This window comes from Membranihabitans marinus, from assembly GCF_019802045.1.
In the GTDB taxonomy this organism is placed as follows: domain Bacteria; phylum Bacteroidota; class Bacteroidia; order Chitinophagales; family Saprospiraceae; genus Membranihabitans; species Membranihabitans marinus_A.
In genome coordinates, this window is record NZ_JAHVHU010000006.1 from 341,262 (window position 1) to 357,164 (window position 15,903).

A 15,903-nucleotide genomic window follows, 5' to 3' on the forward strand; every position below is an offset into this window, starting at 1 on the left:
CCCGAGCTACAAGATGCGAAAATTTGTACACTTTCTAAAATCATGTTTCAATCACTAACCCATCATAGGCCAATTTAACATTCGCAGGCAGCGTTTTATTGACCTTCGCATGCAAACCCATGTGATGACTAATGTGGGTCAGGTAAGCTTTCGATGGTTTCACTGATTCGATCAACGCCAGCGCTTCTTTCAGGTTCAGATGGGAATGATGCGAGCGATGATGCAATGCATTAACAACCAATACATCCACCCCGCCAATAAACTCAATCACCGCAGGATCCAGTGTTTTAACATCGGTCAGATACACCAAATTGCCAAAAGAATACCCCAGTATATCGAGTTGACCATGTTTCACCGGCAACGTTGTAGCAGACACATCACCGATCTTAATGAACTCCCAGGGTTCTATACTTTTCAATACCACTGAAGGGGAACCAGGATACTTTTTTGACGCAAAAACATATGAGAAACGTCCTTTAATATCCGCCAACACCCGTGGCAGGCCATATAGAGGATATTCATTCTTGTAAGCAAAATTTATGGGACGGATATCATCCAATCCGGCAATGTGATCATTGTGCTCATGGGTCATCAGCGTTCCATCCAGCTGATTGACTTGATAACGAAGCATCTGTTGGCGAAAATCCGGTCCGATATCCACGGTTAAAGCTGTCTTTTGCGACTGAATCAAGAGCGAAGTCCGCAGCCGTTTATCCATCTTATTATCAGATTGACAGACCTCACATGTACACCCAATCACAGGTATTCCCTGAGAAGTTCCTGTACCCAATATGGTCGCTTTGATCTTACTCATTAATTTCAGCGGACTTTCGGTACAGCTGTTTTAAATAGTCCATCGATTTTTTGGATAAAGGCGGGTCATTCTCGTCAGGCACCTGATCCAGGATATCAAGCAAAACTTCCACGCGTCCGGTGGTGTCAAAAAATTTATTAACCACGATGACTTTATTTTCGCGAATCAGACAATACCCGGAATTAAACTGGCCTTTGCCATAACGGATCTTGTATTCCAATTCATCAAATATTTCTTCGAGCCGCTTAAGCTGATATTTTGTATAATTAGCCATTTTCTGTAGTGATTCAGATCGTCTTTGCAAATTTAATCTTTTATTTAATAAGCCGGCAAACCGGTCACATCGTGTCCTGTAATCAACAGATGTATATCATGCGTCCCTTCATAGGTTATTACGGTCTCAAGATTGACCATATGCCGCATCACCGGATAGTCGTTTGTAATGCCCATTGCACCCAGAATCTGCCGAGCTTCCCGGGCTACCTTCAGCGCCATTTCAACGTGAGCTCGTTTGGCCATTGATATTTGAGCACTGGTCACTGCACCCTGGTCAGCGAGTTTCCCCAACCGAAAGGCCATCAACTGCGCCTGTGAAATAGTCGTAATCATCTCGGCCAGTTTTTTCTGCGTCAGTTGAAAAGAAGCAATGGGTTTATTAAACTGATGTCGCTCTATGGCATAGGACAATGCGGTGTGATAACAATCCATAGCCGCACCAATAGCACCCCAGGCGATTCCATAGCGGGCCTTATTCAGGCACTTAAAGGCATAGCCTAAACCTGTTGCTTTCGGCAGCAAATCGTCGACAGATATCAGCACCTCATCCATATATATGGTACCGGTAACTGAAGCGCGTAGGGACCATTTTCCCGAAATGGTTTCTACTTTCACCCCCTCTTTTTTAAGATCCAAAAGCACGCCCTGAACCTTCCCATCTTCCTTTTTGGCCCATATCACTGCGACATCAGCCACAGGCGCATTTGTGATCCACATTTTACTTCCCGACAACTTATATCCGCCAGCTACCTTTTGAAGTCTGGTTTCCATGCTTCCTGGATCACTGCCGTGGCCGGGTTCGGTCAAGCCAAAGCAACCGATCCAATCACCGCGTCCCAGCCTGGGGAGATATTTTTCCTTCTGTTCCGTGCTGCCAAATGAAGCAATGGGATACATAACCAGGGAACCTTGCACCGATGCCATCGACCGGATGGCAGTATCACCCCGTTCCAACTCCCGCATCAACACGCCATACGCAGTTTCAGACAGTCCCTGCCCACCGTCTTCCGCTGGGAGTGCCGGCCCAAAACACCCCAACGCACCGAGCTCAGAAAACCACGTTGGATCAAAAGTAGCTTCCATGGCATGGGTCTCGATTACAGGCGACACGACCGAATCAACCCAACTTCGAACAGCATCCCGTGCCATCTGAACCTCTTCGGGCAACGTGTCGTCCAGATCAAAATAATCGTGGTATTTAAAGGGATATGACATAACTTTTCTGCATTTTGCGTCACTTAATACATGGATTAGCATCAAAATATAGGGACTTAAAGCGAATATATCCAATGAAAAGTAAAATAATTATCCAAGGAATGCACTTCAAAGCCCATCATGGTTATTATCTGGAAGAACGTAAAATCGGAGGTCAGTACAGCATTGACATGGAAATCGAATACGACATTCAGAAAGCAGCCCAACATGACAACCTGGAGGACACAATCAATTATGAGAAAATCTATGCGATATGCAAATCAGAAATGGCCATCAGCCAAAAACTGATCGAAACAGTGGGTTTGAATCTGGTGGAAAAAGTACGTGCAGAGTTTCCGGAAGTGCTCCATCTCATATTAACCATTCATAAGTTAAATCCACCCCTCGATGGTTTGGTCGACCGGGCCAGTGTCCGGATAGAAGTGTGAATTTGGCTTCCGCCGTTTGGGGTTTGGGGCTTCCGCCGTTTAGGGTTTGGGGCTTTCACCGTTGGTGGTTTGGGGCTTCCGCCGTTTGTGGTTTGTGGTTTGGTAGATGTATTGGGTACGTAGTTTACGAACTTGAACGGGAGTAGGGAGTATCCGCAACCATCTTTTTTTTGCAAAATTCATACGGGTATGATTCTACCTCGATGTTCTGTGGCCCGTTTTCTGCGATAAGTGAGCACAATATTTGAATTTATGCACTACTGACCCCAGCGCGGGTCAAATTATGTTAGATAGATATGGTATATCCATGCGGTTCGACCTCGGAGAGGTCGCAATGTAGAAAGAGACCGGTCGGTGTTTTTATGTTTAATTATTTGAGCATAGTAGCACGTGGTGCAAATTTATATCGATCCAGATTGGCGGTTATTTATTCGATGCCTTTCGCAATAAAGTGAAAAACGTTCTCCTTGGTCACTAAGGACCAATGCCCAACTAACGACTACTATTTACGCTGAGAACGACGTTCCACAACCGCACGTATCATCGGCGTTGGGATTGTTAAACGAAAATCCGCGGTTATTCAGATCTTGCTCAAAGTCAATTTCAATGCCCAACAAATAAATCGCATGGGTCTTGTCAATCAATACTTTAAGGCCTTGAATTTCATATTCCTGGTCAGCTTCCTTTTTATCATCAAAGCCAAGGATGTATGAGTAGCCGCTGCAGCCACCTCCTTTGACGCCAATACGCAGACCATAATCCGCCGGGATGTTCTCACTCTGCCGGATATTCATCAATTCCTTTACGGCTCCTTCCGTCAAGTTGATTGGCTGTTGCGCTGTTTGTGTTTTTATCTCGGACATTCGTTCTGTTTATCTTGTTGAATCAATATAAATTTCAGACTTTTACAACACAAAATAGAAAAGAAAAGTTTAACTTTCCCTATGATCAATGACTACATTATTATCCTGGTTGTTTCAGTACTGGTGATTTTCACTTTATTTGGTCTCTGGTTCCTATATTACCAGATCAATCAAAAGATAGACCAAGTTACGCAAAGTTTCATCATATCCCAAAAACAGGATCTGTCTAAAGATATTTTACAACGAAAACTTCAGGCCTACGAGCGACTGTCTTTGCTTCTGGAGCGGATCCAGTATCCGAATGTCATCCGGCGATGCTATGAGAATGAACTCAATGCCCGAGAGTTGATTAATCTTATGAAGATCGATATTCAGGCCGAATATGAGCACAACGTCACGCAACAAATCTATGTCTCCGAAAAATTATGGGAAATTATTGAGCTGACCAAAGAAGATAGTTTATCAACGCTGTCTGAACTAAGCGTAGATATGGAAAGTTATCAATCGGAGCAAGTTTTGATTCACGCTTTGATCGACAAGCTCAGCCACAAGAAGTACAACCCCATCGACAAAGCATTGCTGGCCATCCGTACCGAAGTAAATACAATCATATAAAACTATGCTCATCCACGAATATCTGACAAAAAAGGCGCCCATCGTGGCTGTCCTTTTGCTGGCTTTATTCTATAGTTGTCATGCGCCCAGGTATGTCACCTCTGCCGATTACCAGCGGTATGAAATTAACGAGGACACACCCACTACTGCAGCCGGTGCTGATATCGCTCAATTAATCACACCGTACAAGACGCAGGTGGATAAAGAGATGAATACTGTAGTCGCCACGCTGCCCCAACCTTTAATAAAACAAAAAATAGAATCTACGTTGGGGAACTGGTTGGCGGATGCCATCGCCGATTATGTAGAGAATGAAACCGGACGAAAAGTCGATCTGGCCATTTGCAACTATGGAGGCATACGGATCCCCATGTTGTCAGCCGGTCCCTTGACCGTGGGAGACTTATATGAGCTAATGCCTTTCGATAATTATGTGGTAACCATGGAGCTGACAGGATCCACTCTAAAACAGCTGCTGGAACGAATCAAAGATTATGGCGGATGGCCGGTCAGCGGCACCCTCCGTATGGAAGTAAACAATGATCAGATAGAAAAAGCGCTCATCCACCAAGAGCCGCTTTCACCGGACAAGACGTATTTTGTGGCGCTCTCAGATTACCTGGCCAACGGTGGAGACCGCCTGGACTTCCTATCGGTACTCCCACATGATAATCTAAATGTATATTACCGGGACGCGCTAATCGAATCGGCCAAAAGGCAAAAAGAAATTGTGGCGACCATCGAAGGACGCATTATATTCCAAGACCAATGAAAAGACGCACATTCATCCGAAAATCGAGCTTTGGTGGTTTCCTCTTATCCACGGGTATTTGGCCGAGGGATCTCCATAGCACTCAGAGCGAACTGGTCAAATTGACGATTTTGCACACCAACGACTGGCATTCCAGAATCGAACCTTTTGCTGATGATGGTGGACGGAATGCCAATTTGGGCGGCGCGGTTCGCCGAATGAACCTCATCCAGTCCATCCGTGAAAAAGAAAAAGACCTCCTGCTGCTGGACAGTGGAGATATCTTTCAGGGCACCCCTTATTTTAATTTTTTCAAAGGGGAACTCGAATTTAAAATCATGAGTCAAATGGGGTATGATTTTGCAACGATCGGAAATCACGATTTTGATGTGGGGTTGGAGGGGCTCCACCGTCAGTTACCCCATGCGGACTTTAAGTTTCTTTCTTCGAACTATGATTTCAGCGACACCCTGTTAGCGGAATCCACCCACCCCCATGCTGTGGTTCGTAAAAATGGAGTGAAAGTAGGGCTCTTTGGGCTGGGCATAGAACTCGAGGGGCTCGTCCCAAAGGAATTGTATGGTGACACGCGCTACCTGGATCCTCTGTCGACAGCCCGACAAACCGCCTACTACCTCCGCCACGAGCGAAAATGTGATCTGGTCATCTGCCTCTCTCATTTGGGGTATCGATACAAAAGCTCCAAGATTGACGATCGAAAATTAGCGGCGCGCTCCACCAATATTGACCTGATACTCGGGGGCCACACCCACACTTTTATGAAAAAACCAGAGGTCATCAAAAACAGAGATGGCAAAGATGTGGTGATCAATCAGGTGGGGTGGGCAGGAATAATGCTTGGCCGGCTTGATCTTTTCCTGGATCGGCAAAATGGGGAAATATGCTTCGATTGCAAAAATATTGAAATCAGATCTTAAATAATTCTCTTTTCATCGAAGGTTTCATATATTTAGAAGCGAATTTTTTAGCACCGCGGTTTATCATCCACATTTGTTCAGAACGCAAAAATTTTGCTCCTGACGACAGGGTGTGCCTTTCAGCGGAATTTTAGATTTTTTAGTCAGATTTCCTCAGAAATCTGGTTTATTTTTTGAAACTTCGCATCCCCGAAAAAAGCCGATCGGCTAAAAACCGCGGGACGAGACCTTATTAAATAATCAAGCAGCCTAAACGATGAATGGTAATGGTAAATGATGGTAGAACAATATGGAACAACTGCCTGGATATCATACGTGGAGAGATTAACGCCCAGGCGTTTAAGACGTGGTTTGAACCAATCGAGCCTGTTCGATTTGATCAAAAAACACTGACGATTCAGGTTCCCAATAACTTCTTTTATGAATGGATCGAAGAGCATTATGTGCATCTGATGAAAAAAGCCCTGATCGAGGTGATTGGCTCAAGTGCCAGTCTCAATTATCGGGTATTAAAAGACCAGCAGGAAGTATCCAACACAATACAACTCAATAAAAAAATTGAAAAAGACGAAAGTCCGGATTTCAGAAATCCGTTTGTCTTTCCCGGAATAAAAAAAATAAAAGCTGACCCGAACCTCAACCCCCAATACAACTTTGACAATTTTGTAGCGGGAGAGTGCAACCGGCTGGCCCGAAATGCTGGTCTGGCTGTCGCTAAAAAGCCAGGCGGAACCGCTTTTAATCCCTTAGTCATCTATGGCAATGTAGGATTAGGAAAAACACACATCGCTCATGCGATCGGAAATAAAACCCTGGAATATTTTCCGGACAAACAAATTCTGTATGTTTCCTCCGAAAAATTCACCAATCAGATCATTCATGCGATCAAAAGCAACGAGATCCAGGATTTTCTGAATTTTTATCATCAGATCGATATTCTGATCGTGGATGATATTCAGTTTTTGGCAAACAAAGCAAAGACCCAAGAAATATTTTTCCACATCTTCAATCAATTGCACCAGGACGGAAAGCAGCTCATCCTTACATCGGATCGGGCACCGAAAGATATGCAGGGGATGGAAGAACGATTGATTTCCCGGTTCAAGTGGGGCCTTACCGCAGATTTGTTGGCGCCCGACTTTGAGACCCGAAAAGCCATCCTGGACAACAAGATGAACAAGGAAGGCATCGAACTGCCACCTGATGTACTGGAATTTATCTGTTACAACATCAAAAGCAATATTCGGGAGCTCGAGGGTATACTGGTCAGCCTGATTGCCCAGTCCAGCCTCAATGAACGAAAGATTGACCTCATGCTCACCAAGGAAGTGGTGCAGAAATTCGTAGCACAGATCAGCAAAGAAATCACGATTGACAGCATTCAGGATCTGGTCGCGGAACACTTCAATCTCGATGTCGATGTGATCCAGAGTAAATCCAGAAAAAGAAATATAGTGACCGCCCGGCAACTGGCGATGTTTTTTGTCAAAAAACATACCAATCATTCTTTGAAGAAGATCGGAAAAGCCTTTGGTGGACGGGATCACAGTACCGTCATCTATTCGTGTAGAACGGTCAATGACCTGATCGATTCCGATAAATCATTTCAGTTGATTGTGGAAGAATTGGAGAAAAAATTAACAATGAGTCTCCACGCGATCTAAATTACTTTGTGATTTACAAAATGTTCTTATATTTGCGGTTCCTTTTGCCGGTTTCCCGGCTGTATTCGGTGAGGTGGGTGAGTGGCTTAAACCACCAGTTTGCTAAACTGGCGTACTGTAACAGGTACCGAGGGTTCGAATCCCTCCCTCACCGCTTTTTGATTTTCATGAAGTATCCTTTCCCTTTTGAGAAATATATTTATTAGATCGTCTGTTAGTCCTTGAGTCGTATCAATGCAATAATGGGATTACTCTGATCTGTGATTCTTCCTATGTCATCAACCTCTATCTCCTGTTTATCGCCTAAACAGTAATGAGGCAGGATGGTGTCCACCCAATATTCATCATCCTACAACGCGTCATGAGGGACAGGATAAGAAGAGGAGCAGATGTATTTTCGCTCGGGAAAGCAGTGACGTTGTCAACATCAGGGTTGCGAATAATTCCCCATTTTCATGGACCGCAAAACTTTCCGGACCATAAGAATGGGGTTTGCCTCCTGTGGTGATGTGTTTATCAAAGAGTACCTTCTGCAATGCCTCCAATTTCCAGCATTCAGAATCCAACCTCTCAGCCCCCAATTCATCATGAATAATTTATCATTAATAATTATTATTTATCTTCGTTCAAACGCATAGCCATGATCGATATCAAAAGAGAAAAGAATACCGACCACCACAAACTCCAGATCAGTCAGATGGAACAGTTCAAAATTAAAATCCATCAAGGTGGCGGAAAAAAGAAAATCGAAAAACTCCACGATCAAAACAAACTCACCGCGCGGGATCGGATCGAACATTTGATCGATGAACAAAGTACATTTTATGAACTGGGTACTTTTGCGGCCTATGACATGTATGAAGAGTATGGTGGATGCCCCGCAGCCGGGGTTGTCGCGGGGATAGGTACGGTGTCCGGCCAGAAGGTCATGATCGTCGCCAACGATGCCACGGTCAAAGCCGGTGCCTGGTTCCCGATGACTTGCAAAAAGAACCTCCGCGCTCAGGAAATCAGCATGGAGAACCAGCTGCCCATCATTTATCTGGTGGATAGTGCCGGTGTTTTTCTTCCGCTTCAGGATGAAATATTCCCCGACAAAGAGGACTTTGGACGGGTTTTTCGAAACAATGCCCGCATGTCCGCCATGGGCATTCCTCAGATTGCCGCCATCATGGGAAGCTGCGTAGCGGGAGGCGCTTATCTGCCAATCATGTCCGATGAAGCCATCATCGTCCGGAATACGGGTTCGATCTTCCTCGCCGGTCCGTATCTGGTCAAAGCAGCCATCGGCGAAGAGGTGGACAGTGAAACACTGGGTGGGGCAGAAACCCAATCCAATATATCCGGAGTCACGGATTACATCGCTGAGGATGATGAAGATTGTCTGAAGATCATTCGATCGATCGTCGATAATTCAGGGAAATTGTATCAAAAAAACCTGGAGCGCAGCGAACCGAAGCCTCCACAACGACCTGTGAATGAGCTGCTGGAAAATCTTCCCGAATCCAATACCACGCCTTACGACTCTTATGCCCTGCTGGAATCCATGGTGGATGCCGATACCTTCACGGAATACAAAGCAGGTTATGGCCAGACCCTGATCTGTGGATACGCCAAAATAGATGGATGGCACGTGGGAATCGTCATGAATAACCGGTCGGTTGTCAAAACCAAAAAAGGGGAAATGCAATTCGGCGGGGTCATCTACTCCGATTCCGCCGACAAGGCCGCCCGATTTATCATGAACTGCAACCAGAAGAGAGTTCCCATTATATTCTTTCAGGATGTGACAGGTTTTATGGTAGGAACCCGGTCTGAACAGGGTGGAATCATCAAAGACGGAGCTAAAATGGTCAGTGCCGTTGCCAATTCGACCGTACCTAAAATCACGATTATCATGGGCAATTCTTACGGTGCCGGGAACTATGCCATGTGTGGTAAAGCGTACGATCCCCGCTTTATATTTGCCTGGCCTTCTGCCCGCATCGCTGTGATGGGTGGCGAACAAGCTGTAAAAGTCCTTCATCAGATCGAAACCCGGAAAGGGGAATTGTCCGAGGAAGAGTCAGAACAAAAACTAAAGAAGATCCGGGATCGTTATCAGAGACAAACGACACCCTACTATGCTGCGGCACGGCTTTGGGTGGATGAAATGATCGATCCGCGTAAAACCCGGGAATACATCTCCATGAGTCTTGATGTCGCTCAGAACAGTGAAATACAACCGTTTAACCCCGGCGTCATCCAAACCTAAAAACCATGACTCAAAAGGAACCAAAAAATATAGCGCTTATTGATTGCCCGCGCGATGCCATGCAGGGGATCAAGCCTTTTATTCCGACGGAACTGAAAGTCCGGTTTATTCAAAGTTTGCTGGAGATTGGTTTTCACACCCTGGATTGCGGGAGCTTTGTATCACCGCGTGCCATCCCCCAGATGAAGGATACCGGTGCGGTGATCGACCAACTTGATCTGGAGGGGATCACGACGAAGTTACTGGTCATCATTGCCAATTACCGGGGCGCCAAGGATGCGGTCCAATACGACAAAATCAGCTACTTGGGCTTTCCATTTAGTATCTCGGAGACCTTCCAATTACGGAACACCAATGCGACGCGGGAAGAGGCCTTTGACCGGATCCGGGAGATCCAGGACCTGGTCGTAGAACATAATAAGCAATTGGTGGTTTATTTTTCCATGTGCTTTGGCAATCCATACGGCGATCTGTGGCATCCGGATATCATCACCTACTGGGCCCGGCGATTTCGGGACATTGGGGTAAAGATCATTTCGCTGTCCGACACCATTGGCATCGGAAATCCAGAGATTATCGGACGAACCGTTACAGCGATGAATAAAACTTTTTCGGATGTGCATTTTGGTGTGCACTTGCATACCCGGCCGGATACCTGGAAAGAAAAAGTACTGGCAGCCTACGATCACGGATGCCATCGTTTTGATGGCGCTCTGAAGGGATACGGTGGATGTCCGATGGCTCAGGACGAATTGGTCGGCAACATGCCCACCGAAAATCTGATTTCGTTCTTCAACGAAAAAAAGATGTTTAATTATCGTCGTTCTGCCTTGAATAAAGCCATGGATATCGCGCAGGAAATTTATTGAGATGGAAGAACAGCAACCAAAAAGATCGATCGTCCGGGCCGCCCGATGGCCGCTTTACCTACTTCTCATCATGTGGATACTGGAAATCATGAAATATGTGACCGGGTTCTCACTGGCGGATTATGGGATATTACCCCGATACGTCACCGGTCTGAAAGGCGTCCTCGCTTCCCCCCTTATTCACGGCTCGTTCGGCCATTTATTGAATAACAGCATACCCTTTTTCGTCGGGGCCACGCTCATTATTTATTTTTATCAGAAAACTGCCTTTGCCATTATCACACTGATCTGGTTAATGACCGGCGCTTTGGTGTGGATATTTGCAAAACCGGCCTACCACATTGGTGCAAGCGGTGTCGTCTACGGGATGATTTCCTTCATATTTTGGGCGGGTGTATTCAATCGGGACCGGCAATCCATCGTCCTCAGCCTGGTTATTCTCTTTCTGTACAGCGGGATGTTTTATGGTGTCCTCCCGAATCAACCCGGGGTTTCCTGGGAAAGTCACCTGCTTGGTGGCCTGGTCGGTATTTTAACCGCTTACCTCTTCCGAATACCCAAAGAAGAAGATCCGTGGGATGACGAAGAAACACCCAGGCCCTATTTTCAGGAAGATACCTTTCACAGAAACGACTATTGGAGTCAGGGAGGGGATTAGTTTATAGATCTTAGATCTTAGATCTTAGTGCGTAGTGATTTGTGCTTAGTGCTTAGTTTTGTGACTCGGAGAGGTCGGAGTAGATTCTGAATCGCTTTCTGATCACGCCGACGGCGTGGTAATATCTGCGTCAATCTGCATGATCTGCGGGAAACTTTGATTAGTATAACCCGCTTTATTCACCACGTCAATCTATTATGATGCATAATATTCAGTGTATCAATTATTTAAATTCCAAAATTGGACATATTACATAGCCACATTTTGGGTAATGTTTGACTTTTGCGGAATAAGTACTTTAAAAATGTGCCGCTCTAGTAATTTTTCAGTTAGTGGTGATGAGTCCTTTAGAAATAGCTTGAGGAGGACCCAATGTCCACAACGTAACGCATCAATACCATTACACCAAAGAACAGAGCGGTTCGTAAGCTCCTTTCCCCTTTCTCCTTTCCCCTTTCCCCTCACTCCTTTACACATTTCAAAATAAAAGCGGGTGGGATATTGATGGGCTGAAAGAACACTTCCACTTTCCCAAATATTTTTTCGTATAACTTTTTTGCAATGAGTGAATAGTGAATCTGCAAATACTCCCCTTCCGGTGCCAGGACAGATTTGGAAATATTGATAATGCTGTTGGCGACCTCCTTGGGGATCACAGAGAATGGCAGAGCGGAATAGACAATATCCACCTGATCAAGATTATGATCGTCCAGATATTTTTGAATATTTTCGGCGGAATCTGCGGCGATGATCAGCCGCGGATCATCAATAGCCTCCAGCGTGTCAATAAACATGTCATTGATTTCAAAGGCGATCAACTTACAATCATCCGGCATGCGTTTCAATATCCTTTTGGTCAACACACCATCACCGGCGCCCAACTCAATAATCACCCTGGCCTGATGTATTTTACTGTGATTAATTACTTTATCGCACAGGTATCTGGAGCTTCTGGTGACCGTTCCGACGGTTTTGAGATTCCGGATACCTTCCTTGAAAAATTTAAATCTATTCATCTATTTCTGGTATATGATGTATTTTTTTAATTCGGGGTATGCTTCGATCATTTCTGATGTGATCAGATCCGTCGGGATGCGCGATGGACCGATAAAAGCGACAATTCGAGCATCCATATACCCCTGAGCAATATATACTCTCAATGATTTTTGAGCCGCCTCCATTTTTTGAAAAATCCCGCTGTAATAGGTGAAATGGTCTTCACTGCCATCCACAGCCAACATAAGATCTTCATTCTGAACAAAATCCGATCGCTTCAACAATTGCTCTGCGTCCGCCAACCGGATCCGGAAATACACTTCTTCGATCTTGCTTTTCCAATTTTGATAGGGCGAACTACTGCCATCATCCCGCATGTGCTCTTCACCGGCTACTACAAACCGGACGGGCAAGTTCTTGGTATTCGTAAATTCAAATTCGACTCGACGATCGTTTCTGCTTAATGACGCCGTCCGCTGTTGTCCGGAGGAGTTGAACGAGCTCCTGGGGTATTGATGGCCATGCAACCGCATTTCGATCCGGGACATATCAAGCCCGTGCTCTTGCAAATAATCAATCGCATTCTTCAAAATCAATACGGGCCGGTACAAACCAAAATTCGTATTGGCTTTCTTTTCTGTAAAAACATGAACCAAAAGACCTACATGCGGATACAGCCGCCCGAATTCTAGAATCTTATCGAGTTCACCTTTTATCTGTGGTGTAATAACCAGTGGCCGTTCTCCAAAATGAAGTACAGGCAACTCAAACACAGGCTTATCATCTGAAGGAACCGCATTGCTTTCCTGTAAGGCAAATGACCGAAAGGCACTCACTTGATAAAAGTACCGCGGCTGGCTCCAGTCGAGCTGAGCCGTACGGGGTTGATCAAAATATACATGATAAATATCAAAGCCACCGTGTCCACCGGTTCGGTCGGAGGATAATAGCGCTTCCTGACCGTCTCCGGACAACCGAAAATCAACATCATTCCGACCGCTGTTCACGGGCGGCAACATATTCTGTGGTGTTCCCCAGGTTTCCATTTCATCATCAAAGGTAGCAAAGAAAACATCATACCCCCCGATGCTTTTATCAGAATTTGAACTAAAATAAAGTTGTCGACCATCGACACTGAGGAAAGGCGCTATCTCGTCAGCCGGGCTATTAATTTGCGGTCCCAGGTTCTGAACCATCCAATTTCCCGAACTTTTGAAAGTCACATATAGATCATATCCCCCATAACCTTCCAGTCTCTGGCTGGAAAACAAATACGCAGAGTCATGAATAGTAAACAGATCCCGATCACCCAAACGACTCTGAAATACGGGATGATCCCATGTTCTCACAGCCGGTTCGTCCGGACCCGATTCAAAAGCCCCTACTAGGGTGGTCCGCTCTTCGTCCGTAACCGGCCGGGTAAAAAAAACATGTTGTCCGTTCTCAGAAAAGTCTAATAAACGCAATTCTGGTGAGTGATCAAACTCGTCATCCAAGGTCCCTTCTGTCTTCCATATCCCCTGTGTCACCTCAGCGTATTTCATAGAAGCACCAACTTCGGGCGTGGATCGGATAGAAAGCGTGTGCTCTGAATCATGAACCGTAAAATAAAACCGGTGTCCAATATTTGGGGAATAAACCGGATGGAACTCATCATGAACCGAGTTAACCTGATGTCCTGCGTTCTCTACCAGGCTATTCGCGGCATCGTTTCCAGCTGTTCGTGCAGCACCAATTTGCTTCATGTAATAATTTACCAGCTGTAAATCCACCATACTACTGCGTTCTGCAAACTGCCGATAGTAGTGTTCGGCCTCAGAAAACTGACCCAACTGGTGACAAGCTCGACCGGCCCGAAAATACACCTCTTCCGGATGATTTCGGTCGCCGTCTGCCAATATCTTTTGAAACTGTTCCAGAGCTTCCTCGATCCGGTCTTCTTCCATCAGCGAACGCCCCAGCTTTAGCCTGGCTTGAGGATTTACCGGATGCCTGGACAGGTAAGACTGGTATTCGGTGATAGCTTCTTTCCAGCTTCCCTCTTCAAATAAAGCATCAGCCCGGTTCAAGTCCGTACTGGTCGGCTGTTGTCGAAAAATTGGTAAAGAGCAACTGTATAGCATTATGCTCACCATACAGGCTATACAAACAAAAAAGCTGATTCGTGCCACAGTGTTTTTCATCAAAGGTCTTCTTCATCAAAGCTTTCCAGCTTCGTCACCAAAGCCTTTAAAAATGTGCCCCCCAAATACCCGTCGATGACCCGATGGTCAAAGGACAGCGATAAGTACATTTTATGACGGATACCGATATAATCCCCTTCGCTTGTTTCGATCACAGCAGGCTTTTTGACAATCGCTCCGGTGGCCAAAATAGCTACCTCCGGTTGATTAATGATCGGTGTCCCTATCAGATTATCAAACGTTCCAATGTTTGTCAGAGTAAAAGTACCTTGTTGAATTTCGTCTGCGGTCAAGGTATTGTTTCGTGCGCGATTCACCAGATCATTCGCAATGCGTGCGATCCCCATCAGATTGTACTGATCAGCATTTTTCACAACAGGAACGATCAAGGTATGATCCGGCAAGGCTGTAGCAATCCCAATATTAATATATTTTTTTAAAACAACCTTGTTGTCTTCCACGGAAGCATTGAGGTAGGGGAACTCCCGAAGCAGACCAGCTAGGATATTGATAAATATGGGTGTGTAGGTTAGCTTGATGCCATACTTTTCAAAGAAAATTGATTTATTCCGATTTCTCCATTTCACAATATCTGTCATATCGGCTTCAATTACTGATGTCACATGAGCTGCTGTGTCCCGGGAATGAACCATATGCCGTGCGATGGCATACCGCACTCTACTCATATTCACTACTTCCTCCAAATCCGCATTGACAGAAGTTCGTACAGAATTATCCTTAAACACATTGACAAGATCTTGTGGTTCTTGGGACGTGGACCGCTGAACTGTGTTTTGCGATCGTTGATCCAGATAAGCCAACACATCCGATTTGGTTATTTTCCCTCCGGCACCAGTCCCCTGAATTTCACGAAGTTCCTCCAGTGAAACATCCTCTTTGCGTGCGATCGTGCGAACCAACGGGGAATAGAATCGACCTTCTGAATCCGTCATTTTGGTTTCTAAATCAGCAATATCTTGTTCTTTTTCTGTCGCTTTCGGAGCTTCTTCGACGACAGCTCCTGCATCTTTTGTGGTCCCGGCCGACGATTCAGCTTTTTCATGATCACCAGTCTGCATACCCGTCTCTATATTCAAAGAAGCCCGGTGCGTGTCCTGCTCATTATCGACCTCTATTTCTGCAATCACAGCCCCCACAGTGATTAGATCACCTTCCTTTACTTTCAATTCCATAATTCGACCGGTGACAGGGGATGGTATTTCTGAATCGACTTTATCTGTAGCCACTTCAAGAATAATATCATCCTGCTCGATACGATCTCCCTCTTCCACCATCCATTTTAAGATAGTGGCTTCATGAATAGATTCGCCCATTTGAGGCATGAGTAATTTGTATGATGCCATGATTTATGTGCTTTT

At 45.3% G+C, this 15,903-nt stretch carries 15 protein-coding genes and 1 tRNA gene; 9 read left to right on the forward strand and 7 right to left on the reverse strand.

Annotation, left to right across the window (positions count from 1 at the left end; translation table 11 throughout):
- Positions 1 to 40: 40 nt before the first annotated feature.
- From KUV50_RS07310 to KUV50_RS07320, 3 genes are read right to left on the reverse strand one after another with little or no spacing between them, the layout of a single operon-like run.
- Positions 41 to 814: an MBL fold metallo-hydrolase gene (locus tag KUV50_RS07310; protein ID WP_261395037.1), complete on the reverse strand. Its 774-nt coding sequence runs from the start codon at positions 812 to 814 to the stop codon at positions 41 to 43.
- Entirely contained in the window at positions 807 to 1,088 is a 282-nt protein-coding gene (locus KUV50_RS07315) for a hypothetical protein (protein WP_222579448.1), read from the reverse strand. The genes KUV50_RS07310 and KUV50_RS07315 overlap by 8 nt, the downstream gene beginning before the upstream one ends.
- A gap of 44 nt (positions 1,089 to 1,132) precedes the next feature.
- Positions 1,133 to 2,305, reverse strand: a complete 1,173-nt coding sequence (locus KUV50_RS07320) for an acyl-CoA dehydrogenase family protein (RefSeq protein ID WP_261395038.1) — start codon at positions 2,303 to 2,305, stop codon at positions 1,133 to 1,135.
- 74 nt (positions 2,306 to 2,379) lie between these two features.
- Between KUV50_RS07320 and folB the strand changes: the two genes are divergently transcribed.
- On the forward strand, positions 2,380 to 2,733 hold the full coding sequence (gene folB, locus KUV50_RS07325) for a dihydroneopterin aldolase (RefSeq protein WP_222579450.1): 354 nt from the start codon (positions 2,380 to 2,382) through the stop codon (positions 2,731 to 2,733).
- Positions 2,734 to 3,239: 506 nt separating this feature from the next.
- Here the strand turns inward: folB and KUV50_RS07330 are convergent.
- On the reverse strand, positions 3,240 to 3,596 hold the full coding sequence (locus tag KUV50_RS07330; protein ID WP_222579451.1) for a HesB/IscA family protein: 357 nt from the start codon (positions 3,594 to 3,596) through the stop codon (positions 3,240 to 3,242).
- 81 nt (positions 3,597 to 3,677) lie between these two features.
- On the opposite strand from KUV50_RS07330, the gene KUV50_RS07335 reads away from it, so the two are divergent.
- The 8 genes from KUV50_RS07335 to KUV50_RS07370 all read left to right on the forward strand — a co-directional run bounded on the left by KUV50_RS07335 (position 3,678) and on the right by KUV50_RS07370 (position 11,345).
- On the forward strand, positions 3,678 to 4,211 hold the full coding sequence (locus tag KUV50_RS07335) for a hypothetical protein (RefSeq protein ID WP_222579452.1): 534 nt from the start codon (positions 3,678 to 3,680) through the stop codon (positions 4,209 to 4,211).
- A 4-nt stretch (positions 4,212 to 4,215) separates the two neighbouring features.
- The gene (locus KUV50_RS07340) at positions 4,216 to 4,983 is read left to right on the forward strand and encodes a 5'-nucleotidase C-terminal domain-containing protein (RefSeq protein ID WP_222579453.1); all 768 of its coding nucleotides are present in this window, start codon (positions 4,216 to 4,218) and stop codon (positions 4,981 to 4,983) included.
- On the forward strand, positions 4,980 to 5,900 hold the full coding sequence (locus KUV50_RS07345) for a bifunctional metallophosphatase/5'-nucleotidase (protein ID WP_222579454.1): 921 nt from the start codon (positions 4,980 to 4,982) through the stop codon (positions 5,898 to 5,900). The genes KUV50_RS07340 and KUV50_RS07345 overlap by 4 nt, the downstream gene beginning before the upstream one ends.
- Positions 5,901 to 6,166: 266 nt before the next feature.
- Positions 6,167 to 7,564, forward strand: coding sequence for a chromosomal replication initiator protein DnaA (dnaA, locus tag KUV50_RS07350; RefSeq protein ID WP_222579455.1), 1,398 nt, complete (start codon positions 6,167 to 6,169; stop codon positions 7,562 to 7,564).
- A 67-nt stretch (positions 7,565 to 7,631) separates the two neighbouring features.
- Positions 7,632 to 7,718, forward strand: a tRNA-Ser gene (locus tag KUV50_RS07355).
- 486 nt (positions 7,719 to 8,204) lie between these two features.
- Entirely contained in the window at positions 8,205 to 9,818 is a 1,614-nt protein-coding gene (locus KUV50_RS07360) for an acyl-CoA carboxylase subunit beta (protein WP_261395039.1), read from the forward strand.
- Positions 9,819 to 9,823: 5 nt separating this feature from the next.
- Positions 9,824 to 10,687, forward strand: coding sequence for a hydroxymethylglutaryl-CoA lyase (locus KUV50_RS07365; protein ID WP_222579456.1), 864 nt, complete (start codon positions 9,824 to 9,826; stop codon positions 10,685 to 10,687).
- A gap of 1 nt (position 10,688) precedes the next feature.
- The gene (locus KUV50_RS07370) at positions 10,689 to 11,345 is read left to right on the forward strand and encodes a rhomboid family intramembrane serine protease (protein ID WP_222579457.1); all 657 of its coding nucleotides are present in this window, start codon (positions 10,689 to 10,691) and stop codon (positions 11,343 to 11,345) included.
- 461 nt (positions 11,346 to 11,806) lie between these two features.
- Here the strand turns inward: KUV50_RS07370 and KUV50_RS07375 are convergent, their stop codons facing one another.
- From KUV50_RS07375 to KUV50_RS07385, 3 genes are read right to left on the reverse strand one after another with little or no spacing between them, the layout of a single operon-like run.
- Positions 11,807 to 12,361, reverse strand: coding sequence for a class I SAM-dependent methyltransferase (locus KUV50_RS07375; RefSeq protein WP_222579458.1), 555 nt, complete (start codon positions 12,359 to 12,361; stop codon positions 11,807 to 11,809).
- Entirely contained in the window at positions 12,362 to 14,524 is a 2,163-nt protein-coding gene (locus KUV50_RS07380) for a tetratricopeptide repeat protein (protein ID WP_222579459.1), read from the reverse strand. It abuts the gene before it with no gap.
- Positions 14,524 to 15,888: a dihydrolipoamide acetyltransferase family protein gene (locus KUV50_RS07385; protein ID WP_222579460.1), complete on the reverse strand. Its 1,365-nt coding sequence runs from the start codon at positions 15,886 to 15,888 to the stop codon at positions 14,524 to 14,526. The genes KUV50_RS07380 and KUV50_RS07385 overlap by 1 nt, the downstream gene beginning before the upstream one ends.
- Positions 15,889 to 15,903: the final 15 nt, after the last annotated feature.